This window comes from Burkholderia ubonensis (assembly GCF_902833085.1).
In the GTDB taxonomy this organism is placed as follows: domain Bacteria; phylum Pseudomonadota; class Gammaproteobacteria; order Burkholderiales; family Burkholderiaceae; genus Burkholderia; species Burkholderia ubonensis.
The window spans coordinates 503,208-521,820 of sequence record NZ_CADFEB010000006.1 but is presented as its reverse complement, the minus strand read 5'-3'; the positions used below and the strand labels follow the sequence as shown (position 1 = coordinate 521,820).

Annotated in this window: 12 protein-coding genes and 1 pseudogene; 8 read left to right on the top strand and 5 right to left on the bottom strand. The window is 63.7% G+C overall.

Annotation, left to right across the window (positions count from 1 at the left end; translation table 11 throughout):
• The first annotated feature begins 868 nt into the window (after positions 1-868).
• Positions 869-2,584: a ShlB/FhaC/HecB family hemolysin secretion/activation protein gene (locus HWX31_RS19475; RefSeq protein ID WP_244143789.1), complete on the top strand. Its 1,716-nt coding sequence runs from the start codon at positions 869-871 to the stop codon at positions 2,582-2,584.
• Between the two features lie 115 nt (positions 2,585-2,699).
• Here the strand turns inward: HWX31_RS19475 and HWX31_RS34995 are convergent.
• The 4 genes and pseudogenes from HWX31_RS34995 to HWX31_RS19460 all read right to left on the bottom strand — a co-directional run.
• A pseudogene (locus HWX31_RS34995) lies at positions 2,700-2,804 on the bottom strand (VOC family protein); the annotation flags it as partial.
• Positions 2,805-2,854: 50 nt separating this feature from the next.
• Positions 2,855-3,646 (bottom strand): DUF2182 domain-containing protein, encoded by a 792-nt coding sequence (locus HWX31_RS19470; protein ID WP_174963230.1) that lies wholly within the window; start codon positions 3,644-3,646, stop codon positions 2,855-2,857.
• Positions 3,643-4,287 (bottom strand): DUF1326 domain-containing protein, encoded by a 645-nt coding sequence (locus tag HWX31_RS19465; RefSeq protein ID WP_174963241.1) that lies wholly within the window; start codon positions 4,285-4,287, stop codon positions 3,643-3,645. Before HWX31_RS19465 ends, HWX31_RS19470 begins: the two co-directional genes overlap by 4 nt.
• A gap of 151 nt (positions 4,288-4,438) precedes the next feature.
• Positions 4,439-4,930 carry a 2,4'-dihydroxyacetophenone dioxygenase family protein gene (locus tag HWX31_RS19460; RefSeq protein WP_059613880.1) on the bottom strand — a complete coding sequence of 164 codons (492 nt, stop codon included), beginning with the start codon at positions 4,928-4,930 and terminating at the stop codon, positions 4,439-4,441.
• Positions 4,931-5,151: 221 nt separating this feature from the next.
• Here HWX31_RS19460 and HWX31_RS19455 point away from each other — a divergent pair, with 221 nt between their 5' ends.
• The 5 genes from HWX31_RS19455 (at position 5,152) to HWX31_RS19435 (ending at position 14,525) form a co-directional block, all read left to right on the top strand.
• Complete coding sequence (locus tag HWX31_RS19455) at positions 5,152-7,947, top strand: type VI secretion system Vgr family protein (protein WP_174963232.1); 2,796 nt, start codon at positions 5,152-5,154, stop codon at positions 7,945-7,947.
• Between the two features lie 48 nt (positions 7,948-7,995).
• Positions 7,996-12,891, top strand: a complete 4,896-nt coding sequence (locus tag HWX31_RS19450) for an RHS repeat-associated core domain-containing protein (RefSeq protein ID WP_175933949.1) — start codon at positions 7,996-7,998, stop codon at positions 12,889-12,891.
• Complete coding sequence (locus HWX31_RS19445; RefSeq protein WP_174960435.1) at positions 12,888-13,193, top strand: hypothetical protein; 306 nt, start codon at positions 12,888-12,890, stop codon at positions 13,191-13,193. Before HWX31_RS19450 ends, HWX31_RS19445 begins: the two co-directional genes overlap by 4 nt.
• Positions 13,194-13,496: 303 nt before the next feature.
• On the top strand, positions 13,497-14,180 hold the full coding sequence (locus HWX31_RS19440) for a hypothetical protein (RefSeq protein WP_174960433.1): 684 nt from the start codon (positions 13,497-13,499) through the stop codon (positions 14,178-14,180).
• Between the two features lie 81 nt (positions 14,181-14,261).
• Entirely contained in the window at positions 14,262-14,525 is a 264-nt protein-coding gene (locus tag HWX31_RS19435) for a PAAR domain-containing protein (RefSeq protein WP_174960431.1), read from the top strand.
• A gap of 62 nt (positions 14,526-14,587) precedes the next feature.
• On the opposite strand, the gene HWX31_RS19430 is transcribed toward HWX31_RS19435, so the two are convergent.
• Positions 14,588-15,529, bottom strand: coding sequence for a LysR family transcriptional regulator (locus HWX31_RS19430; protein WP_244143783.1), 942 nt, complete (start codon positions 15,527-15,529; stop codon positions 14,588-14,590).
• 104 nt (positions 15,530-15,633) lie between these two features.
• Between HWX31_RS19430 and aptA the strand changes: the two genes are divergently transcribed.
• Positions 15,634-16,992 carry an omega-aminotransferase AptA gene (aptA, locus tag HWX31_RS19425; protein ID WP_059658769.1) on the top strand — a complete coding sequence of 453 codons (1,359 nt, stop codon included), beginning with the start codon at positions 15,634-15,636 and terminating at the stop codon, positions 16,990-16,992.
• 53 nt (positions 16,993-17,045) lie between these two features.
• The gene (locus HWX31_RS19420) at positions 17,046-18,563 is read left to right on the top strand and encodes a CoA-acylating methylmalonate-semialdehyde dehydrogenase (RefSeq protein WP_059614083.1); all 1,518 of its coding nucleotides are present in this window, start codon (positions 17,046-17,048) and stop codon (positions 18,561-18,563) included.
• Positions 18,564-18,613: the final 50 nt, after the last annotated feature.

Genomic DNA, 18,613 nt, shown 5'->3' with positions numbered 1-18,613 from the left:
GGTGTTTATGAACGTTGGGAACGAGGGCGACGTCGAGGCCGTCGTTGGGCGGAGAATTGTTCGTCGTGGTGGATGCGGCCGGATCGTAGCGGAGATACTGCGGAACTCGGACATGCAGATGGCGGAGGCGTCGGGCGGGAAGCACAATAACGAGATTCGGAGCATCGTGGGCTGCCAGAATCTGAATTGCGATGGTTACAAGAGCGATCCGGAATGTGTCTCAGAAGGTTGTTGTTGTTGTTGTTGTTGTTGTTGTTGTTGTTGTTGGGGTATTGAGTTTTTTGTTCCGATTAGAGTTTCGCCTAACACTCCCCCGAGTGTGCCAACTGCGTATCCTATTGGAGGAATGAAATGAAGTGGGGGCATGCGCACGAAGTAAATGGTGTGGAAAGATTGCTATATGTTGTTCTTGCGTGAGTCTTGACCTTGTCTGATCCCCTTGATCGCTGGATAGGGGAAATTGTTTCGAATGAAGGGGAGATGAGGGGGATCCCGGATGGTCGATAGAACGAATTTCTGCGGCCGACGGGAGTGTGCAGTATAAAGTTTTGGCTAACCCAGAAATTAGTGGCATCGAGCGCGATGAGGAAATTTATGGCCAGGGTGTGTTTAACTCTGCTTTGCGTAAATTGTTAATGTCATATGCGGAGCGATTCCCGGAGAAATGCAAGGAAGTACATGATTTGATTGAGCGATACGGCCTATAGGCGGCGAGGTGAATTTCATTGGCTCGTAAATAAAAGTCAGTGGAAAACGCAGATGGTCGAGGCCAACGAACCATCGCTTATTGCAAGACACAGGCAGAGTCAGGAATTGATAAAAAGTGAAAATAACTAAATGGCTGGCGGCGCTGCCGATCACAGCCTTGATGTCGCTCGGGGTACACGCGCAGCAGGCGCCTACGCCTGCCGACCAGGCTGCCGCCGCGCGGGCGAATGCTGAGCAGGACCGACAGGCGCAGCAACAACGCGACGCACAACAGCGCGACGCAACCGTGCGCACCCCTTCCGTGCGCTCAGAAGTGCCGCACCTCGAAGCGTATCGGGCGCTTCCCACTGAAACGCCGTGCTTCCGCATCGAACGCTTCTTGCTCGAGGTGCCGAGTTCGTTGCCCGACGCCGCGAGGGCTCAAGGCGCGTCCGCGCTGCCGATGGATCGCTTCGCTTTTGCCCGCGAATGGCTGAACCACTACGCGGGGGAATGCGTCGGCAAGCAAGGCGTTGACGTGCTGGTCAAGGGCCTGTCGCAGGCGATTCTGGCGCGCGGCTACGTCACCACGCGCGTGCTCGTCCCCGAGCAAGACCTGTCGAGCGGCGCGCTCAAACTCTCGCTGATTCCCGGCGTGATTCGTCATGTGCGCTTCGCCGATGAAAAGCTGCGCGGCACATGGAAGACCGCATTCCCGACTGGAGACGGCGAACTGCTTAACCTGCGCGACCTCGAACAAGGTCTGGAGCAAATGAAGCGTGTATCGAGTCAGGACGTGTCGATGCAAATCGTCCCGGCCGATCTGCCCGGCGAAAGCGACGTGGTGCTCGATGTGAAGCGCGGAAAGCCGTGGACGGTCGTCGCATCGATCGACAACTCCGGCACGCGCGCCACGGGCAAATTGCAAGGGAACCTTTCGGTCGGCATCGACAACCCGCTCGGCCTGAACGACGTCTTCAATATCGGCGTCAGTCAGGACCTCGAGTTCGGCGACAAGCGCCTGGGCTCGCACGGCTGGAACGGTTTCTACTCGATCCCGTGGGGTTACTGGACCACCACGCTGTCCGCGTACACGAACAGCTACTATCAGCGGATTGCGGGCGTGAACCAGACGTTCATCGCAAGCGGCAATTCGAAGACGGTCGATTTCAAACTGGCTCGTGTGCTCACGCGCAGCCAGAACGACGTGCTCGGCACGTATTTCCGACTGTCGCGCCGCTTCGGCAAGAGCTTCATTGAGGATACGGAAATCTGGCAGCAGCGCCGTAACAATACGATCATCGAAATCGGCCTGACCGACCGCCATTACTTCGACGGTGCGCAGTTCGACGGCTCGCTTGCGTATCGTCAAGGCGTTGGCGGGTTCGGTGCGCAGGCCGACACAATGGCGGCAGGCGGTGGCCCGACCTATCGCTTCAAGATGGCCGTGCTCGACGCGAACCTGTCGGTTCCGTTCGCGATCGATAAACAGCCATTTCGCTATGTCGGAACATTTCACGGCCAGTTCACCGGAAACACGCTGTCCTACATCGATGATCTGACGATCGGCAGCCGCTACACGGTACGCGGTTTCGACGGCGAAACGATGCTGGCGGCGGCGCGCGGCTTCTACTGGCGCAACGAATTGCAGATGCCCATCGGCCAAACGGGACAAGCGGTTTATGCCGGGCTGGACTACGGTCGCGTATGGGGACCACAACCAATCGCGCTTGTCGGTACGCAACTGGCCGGTGCGGTGATCGGCGTAAAGGGAAGCGTCGGCACGCGGTTCGGTGCATACGCGTATGACCTGTTTGCGGGTACGCCTGTCTACAAGCCTTCCGGATTTCAGACTGCTCGCGCGACGGTTGGATTCCAGGTGACCGCGCAGTTCTAGGCAGGGCCTGAAAGCGTCCGACGAGGCCGTGTGCGAGTGGGGCCTTCCCCGACGCACGCTGGCGCGTACCTGCGCGCACAGGTGCGCGCCACGGCCGAAGGAGCCGGCGCGATGATTCGAACTCCGTGCCGACGATGCCTTCCGTTTCCAGCCCCAGACCGTCGCGGTAGAGGCGCATCGCCGTTTCCAGATCGTCGACACCGATTGTCAGTGCGCTGATTCTTGATTACATGTGGCGGCCTTCAAGGTCCGATAGGAGACGTGCACCAATCACGCCATCAGCGTTGCGCCGGCCCACACGATCAACACGATGCCCAGCGCGCGGCCGATGCGCTCGCCGCCGGGCAGGATCTTCTCCACGAAGACGATGAGCGACAACGCGGCGATCCAGACGAGATTCATCACGCCGCCGACGAACAGAAGCGCCATCAGCAGCCAGCAGCAGCCGACGCAGTAAAGGCCGTGGCGCAGTCCGAGCCGGAAACTGCCGGCGACGCCGGGCCGCCAATGCGTGGTGAGGAACTTCACCGGCGAGCGGCATTGCGTGAGGCAAGCGCGTTTGAACGGCGAAAGCTGATAAATGCCGGCCGCGGCCAGCACGATCGCGGAAAGGAGCGCGCTCTTCGACCACAGCATCATTGCCGAAATGAGGCCGGTTGGCTGCAGCACTTTCTGCAGCGATGCCGCAGCGATCGAAAACACCAGCCAGGTAGTCAGGTAGCCGGCCAGCAGCGCCAGCGACGGCGCGGACGATGCCCCGTCGGCCGCGCCGTAATGTCGCAAGACACGCCGGTACAGCAGGACGAGCGGCGCGGCACCGGGCGTCATCATCGCGATCATCATCGTCCACCACATGACGATCGCGGTCGCCAACGACGGGTCCATGCTGCCGATGCCGTGCGGCAGTCGATGGGGGAAGAGCGTAACGGCCGTCATGTCGAGCGCCGACATGCCCATTCCCGCGCCGGTCCACAGGTAGAACCACGACAGCGCGACGACGGCGGCCATGCCGAGCGCGGTGACGACGCGCTCGTGCCTGAAGAGCGGGTCGATGCCGATCATGCGGCAGTGCGATGCCGGATCGGTCCCGTGTTGTTCATGTGCAGTCGCGCGAACTGCGCGTAGGTATCCTTGAGATCCAGTGCGATGTTTCCGCGCGAACGGCTGGTGCCGGAGCCGATCTCGGCGAGTTCGTATTCGAAGCCTTGCGGCAGGTCGATCCGGGCGCGATGTTCGGCGCCCGTCACCGGATTGCGGATCGGTTCCCCGACGACGTCGAAAACGCCTTCGACATGAATCCGGCCGCGTCGGGCGTCAACGTCCACGTCGACGTCGATCTTCGCGAAGATCGGTTCGAACGCGTGCTCGAGCGTCGACGCGAATACCGAGAACATCGTGGCGAACGGTTCGGTATCCTGCCCAGTCATGATTTTCAGAACGGCGTCGCGCTGCGCCGGGCTGGCCCGTTCGTCGACGATCGGCTGGCACTTGCCCTTGCCTTCGTGGATCGGGCCCGGCCACTGGAACACCACTGCGAGGTTGATGCCGTCGAGCCGCACGTCGCCGTAATGACCGCTGCCGATCGAAATCGCGCCCATCGCTTCGCAAAAGCCGTTGGTCGGCGGCGCGCTGAACTGGCAAGGGCAACCGTATGAGCAATTGCAGTTCATCAGTTCGGTGCCTTGAATTTCCCAGGGCGTCATGGCAGTGCTCCTTGCGCGCCGCGTCGAGTCGCGTGGTTCGAATCTAGTGCACGCGTTGGGGGAAGTCAAAGCAAGCGCTTGCCGCCGTTCGTAGCCGCGCGAACGGCGGTGGCGGTGGTTGTGCGGGCAAGGTTCCGATGCTGCGTCGGACTCAGCGCGTGACGAACGGCGCGGCGGCGTCCGGCGCCGTGCGCGCATGCTTGCGCTGGCGCAACAGCGCGACGCGGCAATTCTCCCGCGCGGTTTCGCGGCCGTCGTCGTCGAGCAGCACGAGATCGCCGCGCATCACGTTGAACGTGATCACGTCTTCGCCGTCGCTGCCAAGCGTTTCCGGCGTATGGACCGAGCCGGCCGGTTCGAGCACCGTCGAGCCGGCCTGCGCGACCCAGTCGTATTCGACGTAGCGCCACGCGCCGTGCAATGTATAGACGAATACCTGCCCGTCGTGACGATGGCGCGGCAGCGTCCGGCCGGCAGGCATCTTCAGCAGCGCGGTCAGCGTGTCCTCGGCCGCGTTGATGTGCAGGTACTTGATCGCGAGGCCCGGCAGGTCCGGACTCATCGGCAGCCACGGCAGCGCGTCGCCGGGCAGGCACGAGATCGGCGGCAGGTCGGTCGGGAGCGGAATGGACGACGGTGTCATGGCGGGAGCGGGGCGGGTGAGGTCAGGGAAGGGGGCATTATCGCAGAGGGAGGATTCGCCTTTACGGCTTTGGGTGATCGAACGCTGCGATCGAGTCGTCGCGTCGTGACGGCCGCTCCGTGACGAACATTGTTGCAAATCATTTCCATTCGCTGGACGTATGCGTGGCTAACCGTTATTCCTTCAGCTTCCGAGAAAAAGCGTGATTCTGAGAGAACACGATGGCCCGAGAACGAGGTGCACAAGGCGCGCTGGCGCGGTGGATAACCGGTCGTCAGTCGTATTTCCTGGAAGTGCCGGGCGCCCCGCGGGCGCAAGATCTGTCGATCATGTCGTTCGCACTCGACGAACGGCTTGGCGAGCCCTACCGGATCGAAGTGACGCTGACGAGCCCGATTGCGCTCGCGCGCACCGACTACCTCAATCGCCCCGGCACCTTCACGATCGAACCGCCGGGAACGGGCGGGGCCGCTGAAGCGGCGCGCAAATTCGCCGGCTGCATCACCGTGTTCGGGCAGGTACGCAAGACGCGTGATTTCGTGTCGTACCGGATCGTCGTCGAGCCGTTCGTCGCGCGTCTGCGCCTTGCTCAGGCAACGCGAATCTATCAGCAGCAATCCGTGCCGGAGATCATCGAATCAATCCTGAGACGACACGAATTCCGTTCCCATCAGTTTTCGTTCAAGCTGCGGCGCGCCTATCCACGTCTCGCATTCCGGATGCAATACCGGATGTCCGACTGGGATTACCTTCACCTGCTGATGGAGCAGGCGGGCTTGTACTGCTTCTTCCGCGCCGGACAGCATGGCGACGAACTGCATTTCGGCGACGACGTCGATGCCTATACGTACCGGCCGAACGTCACCATTCCATACCGCGAAGCAAGCGGCCTCGAAACCGGCCATGAAGCCGTGCTGGCGCTCGAATCGCATAGCGAAACGATCCCGCAGACGATCAAGGTTGCCGACTACAACCCGGAGAAGGCCTACGATCGGTTCAAGGCTGAAGCCAATGTCGCGCGCGACGATCCGACGACATGGGGCCAGTGCTACATATACGGCTCGCACCATCTGGACGGTGACGAAGCCAGGCGCGAAGCGCAGTTGCGCCATGAGGCCGCCGTCGCGTGGCAGGTCGTGTATTCCGGCAAGAGCTCCGTAGTGGACTTTGCGCCCGGACTCGTCGTGAAACTCGACGAGAAGCAGGCCGACGCGCCGCACGGGATCGTGATCGTATCGGTCCGGCATGAGGGCGGCCGTGATACGTCGTATGTCAACACTTTCGACGCAATTCCGTCAGGACGGCCATTCCGTCTAAAACTCGACGAGCGTCGCTACCCGACGATCGCCGGCACGTTGTCGGCGCGAATCACGACTTCGGGCGCTTCGCCGTACGCAAATCTGACAAGCGCCGGCCTGTACACGGTGCGCTTCGATTTCGACTTTGACGACTGGCCGGCAGGCGGCGAATGCGTGCCGCTGCGGCTCGCCAAGCCGTTCTCGGGTGGGAATCAGACTGGGTTTCATTTTCCGTTGCTGGCCGATACGGAGGTGGCTGTTGCGTTCGTCGGAGGGAATCCGAATCGGCCATATATCGCACATGCGCATCACCACAGCCAGGCCGTCGACCTTGTGACGAGTCGGGATGGCTTCAATTCGCGCAACGTGATACGCACGCAGGCGAACAACAAGCTTCGTTTCGAAGATTTCAAGGGGCGCGAGGGGATCAAGCTGTCGACTGACTACGGCGGGAAGACGCAGGTCAATCTCGGTCATCTGGTCGACAGCCGTAAAGCGACGCGCGGCGAGGGATTCGAAGTCCGCACCGACGAGCGTGGCGTGCTGCGCGCAGGCAAGGGGCTGCTCCTGTCAGCCGACGCTCAGTCGAGCGCGGGTGGTCATGCGTTCGACATGACGGTTGCGCGGGAGCAACTCGATGCTGCCCGATCGCGAATGAAGAACCTGGCCGACGCGGTCGCGACAGCCAAAGCGACCGTTGCCGCATGTGAAGCTCAACAGGCCTTGCTGGAAGCAAGGATCAAGGATCTGCAGGCGGCAGTGCTGCTCGTCTCCGCGCCGCACGGGGTGGCGATTACGAGCGGCGAGCACATGCAACTGGCAACCGGCGGACATCTGTTCACGACGACCGGCGGCAATGCGGATGCGGCAGTCGGCGGAAATTACACGGTCGCGGCCGGCAATGCGGTGTCAATGTACGCGAATGCGCAAGGCATGAAGCTATACGCGGGGGCGGGCAAGGTGGACGTTCAGGCGCAAGGGGATGCGCTGGAACTGACGGCCTTGAAGGGCGTGACGATTGCGAGCACGTCGGACGCGGTGACGCTGAATGCGAACAAATCGCTGACGCTGATGTGCGGGGGCGCGTACATCAAGCTGTCGGGCGGTCAGGTCGAGATCGGCAGCGCGGGTCACATCCGGCTGAAGGGGCCGTTGCGCATCGAGCCGTCCGGTACCCAGCGGCAGGCGTTGCCGCTGATGCCGAAGCAGGAGCAGACGGGCATGCAACTCTGGCACGCGTACCCGAACGGCGAGCCGGTGAGGCACGCGCCATACCGCGTGACGTTCCCGGACGGCTCGTGGCGCGAAGGCCGGCTGGACGCCAGCGGGCGCGGCACGCTGACGACCGTGCCGCGCGGCGGCGGTGCGGTCGAGTATCTCGAGGAAGACCACGATCTGCAGGACAGGGCGCGCAAGTGGAGCGATCCGAATGGCGCGGCGCAACTGGACACGGTTGCAGGCAACGCCGGGGATGCCGTTCCCAGTCTCGTCGGGCCGGCGATGGCCGCGCCGATTGCGCGGGTTGTGGAGTCGGCAACCGCGATCAAGGCGACGGCGTCGAGCGTTGCAGCAAGTGTTGCCAAGGGCGATGTCGCGGCACTCGGTCAGGCTGGACTCAACGTGCTCGAACAGCGGGCCGTCGGCTCAATGGCCGGCCATGCGACGACTTCTACGCCCGTGCTCGCCCAGAGCCTGACCAAGACCCTCGCGTCGAACTGACCCGGGCGTCGCACCCGCATCCGATTCCTCCAGACAAAGAACAAACCCATGGCCAGCCCCGAAGCCCTTCGCACCCCGCAGCGCCAGATTCCGAAGGCTATTCAGCAGAACGCCGAAGCCCGGCGCGTGATCGTCAGCCCGGTTCCCGCGCCCGCGACCTCGCCGAAGGTGGCCGCCGCCCGCGCCGAATCGGTCAAGCACCATAGCCTCGAGATCTTCATCCAGTGCCTGTATATGCTGCCGGTCGTCGGCAACGCGATGTCGCTCTACGACGTAGGCGTCGACATCTATCGGATCTGCAGCGAGCCGGGCGGCGCGAAGAAGGTCCTCAGCTGGAGCATCCTCGCGATCGACGCGATCGGCGTCGTGCCCGCGGCGGGCAATGCGACCCGCCCCGCCCGCGCGGTCGTCAAGGAGGTGTTGCTCGCGTTCGCGAAGGGCGCGGGCACGGCGGCGCTGGTCGAGCTGTTCTGGGCCACGGCCGGCGGCGACGTGATCGCGTTCATGGCCGATCTGGATGCGCACCTGAAGCGATGGAAGAACGACATCGTCAAGGGCGTGCGCGACGCGTCGCAGACGGTGCGGCGCTTCGTGATCAATCCGGTCTCGGCTGCGGAGCAGATGGGCCGCATCCAAAAGAACAGCGGATTCCTGTCCTGGGTGCCGTCGACCGAGGAAGTCGCGCTGCACGGGATCGATCAGCTGCTCAAGCTGTCCGGTCAGCGCGACGCGATCGTCGCGTGGCTCGACGAGTTCGACCGCAACACGGGGCCGATGCTCGACGCGGCGTTCGGCGACGTGGCGCAGGCCGGCAGCCTGCTGTTCATGGCCGCGCAGATCACCGCGGAGATCAAGGCGCGGCGCGCGCGCAAGGTGCCGTCGCATGTCGCGCAGGCCACGCCGGGCACGATGCTGGCGCCGCACCAGAAACGCGGCGCGCATCGCGATTCGACGCAGAAGGGTGCGCAGCCGAGCTCGCTGCCGGCGAAGGACGGCTGCGGGTGCCCGCCCACCGCGAGCGCGAAGCCGGTCAACTACGCGATGGGCGACGAGAACCTCGAGCAGACGGACTTCGTGCTCGACGGGATCGTGCCGATCGTGTGGACACGGCGCTACCGGTCGAGCCTCGCGGCGTACGACGCGAGTCCGCTCGGCGCACGCTGGAGCAGCCCGTATCACTTGTCGCTCGAAGAACGGGACGGCCTCCTGACGTTCTTCGACCCCGACAATCGCGCAGTGCCGCTGCCGCCGGTCAGCATGGGCGAATCGGTCGAGGTGCCGACCGAGCAATTCACCGTCACGCGTCCGGATAATCGGCACATTCAACTGGCCTATCCCGACGGCAGTCGAGAGGATTACGAACGGCACGGCACGCGCTATCGCCTCGTCTCCCGCCAGGGCCGCGACGGTCTCGGCCTGACCTTCTCGTACAACGAAGCCGGCGAACTCGCCACGCTCAGCGACGGTGCGGAGAACGCAATCCGCCTCGAATACGTCGACGGACGCGTCGTGGCGATCTACCGCACGGGCGTGCCGGGCCTCGCCCGGGAAGCGCTCGCCCGCTACACCTACGACGCGGCGGGCGACCTGACCAGCCACGTCGACATGCTGGGATTCCGGCGCACGTATGCGTACCAGCAGCACCTGCTCACGCGCTACACGGACTTCAACGGCAACGCCGCGAATCTGGAATGGGACTGGCCGGGCCAGCGCGCAGGCGCGCCCGCGCCGGCCGACGCGCAGTGCGTGCGCACCTGGCTCGGCGACGACGGACCGCACATGCAGGACGAGACGCATTTCGAGTACCACCGCGAGCACTGGTACACGAAAGTCACCGATGCCGACGGCCACGCGACGATTCACCGCTACGACTATCACAACCGGATCGTGCTGGTCGAATACGCGGATGGTTCGACGGACGGATTCGAATGGGACGCACACCACCGTCTCGTCGGCACCCAAAACGCCCTGGGCCACACGCAGCGCTTCGACTACGACGCGCAGAGGCGCCTCACCGCCGAGACGGACGCGCTCGGCAACACGACGCGCACCGAATACAACGCGGACGGCTTGCCGATCCAGGTCACCGCGCCGGATGGCCGTGCCACGCAGACCGACTACGACTCGCTCGGCCGGCCGGTCACGGCGACGGACGCTACGGGCCGGACCACGCGCTACGCATGGGACGGCAACGGCCGCCTGCTGTCGCTGACCGACCCGAAAGGCGGCGTGAAGCGCTTCCGCCACGACAACGCGGGGCGGCTCGTCGAGTCGATCGACTGTTCCGGCCACGCGACGCGCTACGGCTATGACGAGCGCGGCCACCTGTCGCGCGTCACCGATGCCGAGGGCCACGCGACGCGCTACCGCTGCGACGCGCGGGGGCAAGTCATCGGCGTCACGCATCCGGACGGCGTCGAGGCGCACTTCACGTGGGACGGCGAAGGCAACCTGCGCACCTACCGGGACGGCGCGGGTCAGGTGACGGAATACGCGTTCAACGCCCGCCGGCAGCCGACCTGGCGCAAGGATGCGGCGGGCCGACAACTGACGTATGCGTACGACCGGCAGTGGCGGCTGACCGCGCTGACCAACGAGAACCAGGAGCAGACCCGGTTCCGCTACGACCCGCTGGGGCAGCTGATCGAACAGACGGATTTCGACGGCAGCACGACCCGCTACCGGTGGGACGAGGCGGGGCGGCTGGCCGGTTCGCAGGAAGGCGACGTCAACACGACCTACACGCGCGACCCGCTCGGGCGGCTCACGCGACGCGAGATCGAAGGACCGGATGGCCGAGGCGGGTTCTCCGAGCACTTCTATTACGACGCGCGAGGCCGGCTGACGACCGCGCAGGGCCATGGCAGCAAGGTCCGGCTCCATTACGACGATGCCGACAACCTGATCGCCGAGGAGCAGACCCACAGCCCGGACACGGGCGTCGCCTACACGGCGGTGACGCGGCACGAATACGATGCGCTCGGCAACCGGATCCGCACGCAGTTGCCGAATACGCGCACGATTGACTGGCTGCGCTACGGCTCGGGCCATGTACATGGGGTGCTGCTGGACGGCCAGCCGCTGGTCGATTTCGAGCGCGACAAGCTGCATCGCGAGATCACCCGCCGTCACCGCAGCTTCGAGCAGCGGCGCGAATACGACCCGTCCGGGCGGCTGCAGCGGATGATCGTGCGCCGCGATGCGCACGCGCTGCCGACGGACTGGATTGCCGCGCGGCAGTACCGGTACGACGCGGCGGGCCAGCTGACGCGCATCGAGGATCGCACGCGGGGGGCGACGGACTATACGTACGACCCGGTCGGACGGTTGCTGAAGGCGGTGACGCCGGACCTGAAGGAAGTCTTTGCGTTCGATCCGGCCGGTAATCCGATTGATCCGGAGCAGCTTCCGCCGCGCCCGACCGAGGAAACGCTGGACGAGATGACGGCGCGGCATGGCCGGGCTGCCGCGCGAGATGCGGAATGGCGGCACGCGCATCCGGGCCAGGAAGAACCGCGGGCCCACTTCGAGCGACGCCAACAGGAGGCGGCGGAATACTGGAGGCTGATTGAGTGGGAACGCGCGTTGCCGAAGTGCGTGGGCAACGTGCTGAAGGCGCTGAACCGCACGCGCTACGACCATGACGCGCACGGCAACCTGATCCGCAAAACCGAGCCGGGCGGCGTGACGTGGCTGTACGCATACGATGCGGCGAACCGGCTGAAGCGGGCCGATCGCTACGCGAAACCGCCGGCGGCGAACGAGATCGACCGGCTCGAGCGGACGCAGGACGGCACCGCGTTCATCCCGGGCACGGTGCGGCCGGTCTTGCAGGTGCGCTTCGAATACGACGCGTTCGGACGGCGCACGCTGAAGGAGGCGGGCCGGCCGGACGGCAGCATCGACCGGACGGTGTTCACGTGGGACGGCGACGTGCTGCTGATGGAGGAGCGCTTCCACCTGCCGCCGCGGCAGCCGGGCGAACGGGAGCCGTTGACCTTCCGCCCGGTGCAGATCGTGCGCGAGGATCCGGACGACCCGTACGCGCTGCCGGTGGCGCAGCGGATGCATATGCTAAGCGAGCGGCATCAGTGGCAAGGAGCGTCGCTCTATCTGCATGAACCCGGCACGTTCGTGCCGCTGGCGCGGCTGGACGAGACGCTGGTGGAAGCGGCGTTCATAGCGACGGGGACGGATGGCCGGTTCGTGCAGGTGCCGGCGAAGACGCGGCACGCGACGCTGTTTTATCAGAACGATCATCTGGGGACGCCGCAGGAACTGCTGGACGAGTCGGGAAAAGTCGTCTGGCTGGGTCGGTACCGGGCGTGGGGCGCGGAGAAAACGGTCTGGCAGCCTCAGCCGGAACGCCATGAAGCGGGGAACCCGATCCGGTTCCAGGGCCAGTACCATGATGACGAGACGGGGCTGCATTACAACCGGCATCGGTACTACGATCCGAGCTGTGGGCGGTTTATATCGAAAGACCCGATCGGGCTGGCTGGTGGGATCAACGTCTTCGAGTACGCACCTAACCCTATAACTTGGGTCGATGCGTTAGGGTTGACGGGCAAGCCTCTTCCTGGGCCCGCGAAGATCAATCGGATTGGCGGTAACTCGATCGATAACCTCCGCTTGAAAGAGCCAGAAAGGAAGCTCAATCCTCCTGGAATCTCTGTCTTGCATGGCTGTTGTCCCTGCGTTGCAGCTCAACAGATGAGGAATGCCTTTCCGAAGGCCACGGGCTTGCTGAAGGCAACTGAAACTGTCGCATCAGGTACGGCAGATGCCGTCCGAGGGATGGGGTTCGATGTTATTGACGATCCGACTAATAAATTTCCAAATCACGCTCGAATCATTCATCCTAGTGGTGCCGACGGCTTCAGCGATGAAAACCTCGAGCGATTGTCCAAAGCACTTGGGGACACCACGGGATGCCCACGATGATGAAGTTCCATTTAAATGATTACAGTGGAAATTTGGCTGGCGAGGTCACGGTGACTTCTTCAGAGGGGGGGCTCATGCTCGGCAACTTTGCCCCTGGCTCAAATTTTCGCTCGTATGAACAACTCTTCATGGAATTTGAGCAAGCCGCAAACAATCAGCTTCTTGTAGAGATAGATAGGCTAGAGCACGAAATCACTGAACTTGGCTTTTATTTAGTTGGCCCACTTCCGCAAGAGAGCCGACTTGAAATTGAAGACTTGCAGATCATGGGAGGCGATGTGAGTTTTCGAATGAGATGTTAAGCGTCAAGGGTCATAGTTGCGGCCTTTCCTGTTATCGGGGTAGGCATGAATCCGGTGTGATGGCGATCTGGCAAGAGATGTGATTGAAGGAGAGGTAGACATGGTCGCCGAGATTAAGGTCATAGGTTAGTTGGGTCGTATCCGAAAATCTTGGGGCGATGTGTAAATGAATGTGGCGAAAATGGAAAATTTGGTCGGCCCGTTTGGTCAAAATAAATCTTATTCTCCGCGCCAGACAATTTGTGAGTGTGGGTGTGAATGTTGTTGAGAAAATTTTGCGAATCGGGCAAGGATGGGGGGGGCTTGGATGCGGCATTTGTTGTGCTGAGTGCGGACGTGTCTTTGTTGGAAAGGATGCGGTTGAGTTGGCTGTTGATTGATTATTTTGTTTGCGGGATTTTTGTGAAACTAAGAAAGGCTTCGTTGATTGCTGGTCTGGCCGTGCTATTTGTATTTAATGTTGCGCAATCGGAAGAGCTGAGTTGGTTGGCTGATAAGGCACTGTGTACTGCGAGTATGCCGAATAAGTTCTATAAGCCTGATGGCAGCTCGGATCTTTCGAAGCTGCAACAGCTTCGCAAGGTGGTCGGGGCCGGGAAGGCTATCGCAGACGGCGCAGAGGTGATATTTGGTGTGAAGCCGGGGGTGACGCTGTGGGGCTTCTCGGTGGAGTCGGTCGTGTTGCTGAAAAACGCTTATCCAGCTGGATCCAGCTTGGCGATTGACGTCAAGGGAAATATTGAAGACGTCAAGGCAAAACTTGATCGGGCGCTGACGGGATACGAGCGTGCGGGGCCTTTCGTGAGTCGATTCAATGATGCGTCGCAAGGGGATTCGATTGCGTATGTGCGCTCGGTCAAGTACAACCCTGGCTATGTCGACCAAGGCTTGGACGAGAAAATCGGAACGTTCAGGGTATTCCTCAGCGCGTCAAAAAGCAGTTCTGATCTTCGTACGTCCGTGTATTGTGCTGTAGAGCAGGAATGAGAGCATTTGAAGTAGCCTCAGACGAATGCGTTGACAAATCTCGCTCGAATAAATACAGAAGTGAATTTTCCCGGAAAACCCATGACCTCAATTGCATGCCTCGGCGACCCAACCACCCACGGCGGCTCCATCATCACGGGCTCCGATACGATGGACGTGATGGGGCGCAAAGCTGCCCGTCGCGGCGATCTGGTGTCGTGTCCGATCGAAGGGCACGGCGTGAACCCGATCATTGAAGGATCGGACATGATTCTCGACAACGGCGTTCCTGTCGCCCTGCACGGTCATCGGTGCGCGTGCGGTTGCCAGTTGATCGCATGCGGAACCGACGCAACTATTGAATAAGCACGGGCGCCGCTTGGCGCCGATTTGCCTGCCGGTCGGAAACGCGTACCCGCCACCAGCCGTCAGACGCCCCGCGCATGCGCCGCCTCGAGACAATTCTGAAACAACAACGCCGCCCGAGAAGGCCGCGGCGAGCGCCTGAGCAGGCTCACGAACCGGCACGTGTAATAAAACCGATGCGGCGCGATCGCCTGCATCAGCCCCTTGTTCTCGAAGCTCTCCGCATAATGATCCGGCAAAAACCCGAGATATCGCCCTGACAGGATCAGCGTAGCAATCGACTCCTGGTCCGACGCGGTCGCGCTGCGCGTGAGCTTCGCGCGATGACTCAGCTCCATGTTCGGCGAATGGAACCCCAGCCCCGCGAACGCATGATGGCGGATCGTCGTCCACGTCAGCTTCCCGTGCGGCGCATCGAACAGCGGATGCTGGCGGCCGCAGTAGAGCAGCATCCGCTCGTCGAACAGCTCCGAATAGACGAGGCTGCCGGAACTGCGGTGCGCCGGAATGATCCCGACCTGGTAGCTGCCGTCGATGATCCCGCGCTCGACCTCGTTGATCGACGCGACGTGCAGGTTCAGCGCGACATCCGGCGCCTCGTCGGCGAACTGCCGGATCGCGTCGCCGAGGCGCGCGTTCGGGTTGGTCGCCGTCTTGTCGAACACCGCGATATGCAGCTCGCCGCCCATCCGGTCGTGAATCCCGTCGATCCGGCTGCGAAACGCCTCCATCGACGCCAGCAGGCGCAGCGTCTCCTCATACACGGTCTGCCCCTCCGGCGTCAGCGTGAAGCCGGCGCGGCCGCGCCGGCACAGCACGAGGCCGAGGCGGGTCTCGAGATCCTTCACGTGGCGGCTGATCGTCGAGATGCCGATGTTCAGCTCCAGCTCGGCGGCGGCCATCCCGCCGCACTGCACGACGCCCTTGAAGACCCGCAAGAGGCGCAGGTCCATGTCGCTGAGCTGCCCGAGCAACGCGCGGCTCTTCGGTTTCTTTGCTTGCATAGTTGCGCAAGTGAACATTGATATTGCGATATTCAAAAGACTAATTGGCGTCCCGACAATGCGCAACATCTACCAAGAAGGAGGGGCGCGCCGCGCCGACCGACATGACCGACGCCATTACCGCCACGCAACCGGAAGACACGTCGCTGCGCACCGATGCCGCGTGGCTCGACGCACACTGGATGCCGTTCACGGCCAATCGCCAGTTCAAGTCCGACCCGCGCATGATCGTGTCGGGCAAGGGCGCGTATTACACGGACGCCGAAGGCCGCAAGATTTTCGACGGCCTGTCGGGCCTCTGGTGCACGGGCCTGGGCCACGGCCGCACCGAGATCACCGAGGCGGTGAGCCGCCAGGTCGCGCAGCTCGATTACGCGCCGGCGTTCCAGTTCGGCCATCCGAAATCGTTCGAGCTGGCGAACCGGATCAAGGACCTGACGCCGGCGGGCCTCGACTACGTGTTCTTCACGGGCTCGGGCTCGGAAGCGGCCGACACGTCGCTGAAGCTGGCCCGCGCGTACTGGCGTGCGAAGGGCAAGGGCACGAAGACGCGCCTGATCGGCCGCGAGAAGGGCTATCACGGCGTGAACTTCGGGGGGATCTCGGTCGGCGGCATCGGGCCGAACCGCAAGCTGTTCGGCCAGGGCATCGACGCGGACTTCCTGCCGCACACGCAGCTGCCGGAAAACAAGTTCTCGCGCGGGATGCCGGAGCACGGCGCGGATCTCGCCGACCGCCTGCTCGACCTGATCGCGCTGCACGACGCGTCGAACATCGCGGCGGTGATCGTCGAGCCGTTCTCGGGCTCGGCGGGCGTGGTGGTGCCGCCGAAGGGCTACCTGCAGCGCCTGCGCGACATCTGCACCGCGCACGACATCCTGCTGATCTTCGACGAAGTCATCACGGGCTTCGGCCGCGCCGGCGCAATGACGGGTGCGGAAGCGTTCGGCGTGACGCCGGACATCATGAACATCGCGAAGCAGGTGACGAACGGCGCACAGCCGCTCGGCGCCGTGATCGCGAAGAAGGACATCTACGACACGTTCATGGCCGCGGGCGGCCCCGAGTACATGCTCGAGTTCCCGCACGGCTACACGTACTCGGCGCACCCGGTCGCGTGCGCGGCAGGCGTCGCGGCGCTCGACCTGCTCGTGAAGGAAGACGCGGTCGCCCGCGTGCGTGAGCTCGCGCCGCATTTCGAGGCGGCGGTGCACGGGCTGAAGGGCCAGCGCCATATCGCGGACATCCGCAACTACGGGCTCGCCGCGGGCCTGACGATCGCGGCGCTGCCCGGCGAGCCGGCGCGCCGTCCGTACGAGATCGCGATGCGCTGCTGGGCAAAGGGCTTCTACGTGCGCTACGGCGGCGACACGATCCAGCTCGCGCCGCCGTTCATCGCCGAGAAGCGCGAGATCGACAACCTGATCAACGCGCTGTCCGACGCACTGAACGAAGTGGCGTGAGCCGCGCCGCGGCACGCGCCACGACTGACCGAATTCACGAACGAGTCTGAACGATGAAACACGATAGCAACGTCACCTCCACCCTCGGCCACCTGATCGACGGCAAGCGCGTCGACGGCGGCAGCCGCGTCCAGCCGGTGTTCGATCCGGCGACGGGCGCATCGGACAAGAGCGTCGCGCTCGCCGACAAGCTGACCGTCGAGGCGGCGATCGCGTCCGCGCAAGCCGCGTTCCCGGCCTGGCGCAACACGCCGCCGCTGAAGCGCGCGCGCGTGATGAGCCGCTTCAAGACGCTGCTCGAGGAACACGCGGACGAGTTGTGCGCGTTGATCACGGCCGAGCACGGCAAGGTGCTCGCCGACGCGCTGGGCGAGCTGCAGCGCGGGATCGAGAACGTGGAATACGCGAGCTATGCGCCCGAGCTGCTGAAGGGCGAGCACAGCAAGAACGTCGGCCCGGCGATCGATTCGTGGAGCGAGTTCCAGGCGCTCGGCGTCGTCGCGGGCATCACGCCGTTCAACTTCCCGGTGATGGTGCCGCTGTGGATGTGGCCGATGGCGGTCGCGTGCGGCAACACGTTCGTGCTGAAGCCGTCGGAGCGCACGCCGTCGTCGACGCTGCGGATGGCCGAGCTGGCGCTCGAAGCCGGCCTGCCGCCGGGCGTGCTGAACGTCGTGAACGGCGACAAGGAAGCGGTCGACACGATCCTGACGGACGCGCGCGTGAAGGCCGTGAGCTTCGTCGGCTCGACACCGATCGCCGAAACCATCTACACGACCGGCTGCGCGCACGGCAAGCGCGTGCAGGCGCTTGGCGGCGCGAAGAACTTCGCGGTCGTGATGCCGGACGCGGACATCGGCAACGCGGTCAACGCGCTGATGGGCGCGGCGTACGGCTCGTGCGGCGAGCGCTGCATGGCGATTCCGCTGGTCGTCGCGATCGGCGATGAAACGGGCGACAAGGTGGTCGAGGGCCTGAAGGCCGAGATCGCGAAGATGAAGGTCGGCCCGGGCACCGGCGCAGGCATCGACATGGGCCCGCTCGTCACGCAGCAGCACTTCGAGAAGGTGACGGGCTTCGTCGAGGCCGGCGTCGCAGCCGGCGCGAAGCTGGTGGTCGACGGCCGCGGCGTGAAGGTCGACGGCCACGACGGCGGCTACTACCTCGGCCCGTGCCTGTTCGACGACGTGAAGCCCGGCATGCCGATCTACCAGCACGAGATCTTCGGGCCGGTGCTGGGCGTCGTGCGCGTGAAGTCGCTCGACGACGCGATGGCGCTGATCGACGCGCACGAATACGGCAACGGCACCTGCCTGTTCACGCGCGACGGCGAAGCGGCGCGCTTCTTCAGCGACAACATCCAGATCGGCATGGTCGGCATCAACGTGCCGCTGCCGGTGCCGGTCGCGTATCACTCGTTCGGCGGCTGGAAGCGCTCGCTGTTCGGCGACCTGCACGCGTACGGTCCGGACGCGGTGCGGTTCTACACGAAGCGCAAGACGATCACGCAGCGCTGGCCGTCGGCCGGCGTGCGCGAAGGGACGGTGTTCAGCTTCCCGTCGAGCCGCTGACGCACGTGACGCCTGCCGGTGCGGCGGGCGGTGCAGGGCAGCGGTGAAGG

Coding starts and splice junctions, on each gene's coding strand:
- HWX31_RS19450 (WP_175933949.1), top strand. CDS start 7,996: ATGGCCAGCCCCGAAGCCCTTCGCACCCCGCAGCGCCAGATTCCGAAG.
- aptA (WP_059658769.1), top strand. CDS start 15,634: ATGACCGACGCCATTACCGCCACGCAACCGGAAGACACGTCGCTGCGC.
- HWX31_RS19420 (WP_059614083.1), top strand. CDS start 17,046: ATGAAACACGATAGCAACGTCACCTCCACCCTCGGCCACCTGATCGAC.
- HWX31_RS19465 (WP_174963241.1), bottom strand. CDS start 4,287: ATGACGCCCTGGGAAATTCAAGGCACCGAACTGATGAACTGCAATTGC.
- HWX31_RS19455 (WP_174963232.1), top strand. CDS start 5,152: ATGGCCCGAGAACGAGGTGCACAAGGCGCGCTGGCGCGGTGGATAACC.
- HWX31_RS19470 (WP_174963230.1), bottom strand. CDS start 3,646: ATGATCGGCATCGACCCGCTCTTCAGGCACGAGCGCGTCGTCACCGCG.
- HWX31_RS19475 (WP_244143789.1), top strand. CDS start 869: ATGTCGCTCGGGGTACACGCGCAGCAGGCGCCTACGCCTGCCGACCAG.
- HWX31_RS19430 (WP_244143783.1), bottom strand. CDS start 15,529: ATGCAAGCAAAGAAACCGAAGAGCCGCGCGTTGCTCGGGCAGCTCAGC.
- HWX31_RS19445 (WP_174960435.1), top strand. CDS start 12,888: ATGATGAAGTTCCATTTAAATGATTACAGTGGAAATTTGGCTGGCGAG.
- HWX31_RS19435 (WP_174960431.1), top strand. CDS start 14,262: ATGACCTCAATTGCATGCCTCGGCGACCCAACCACCCACGGCGGCTCC.
- HWX31_RS19460 (WP_059613880.1), bottom strand. CDS start 4,930: ATGACACCGTCGTCCATTCCGCTCCCGACCGACCTGCCGCCGATCTCG.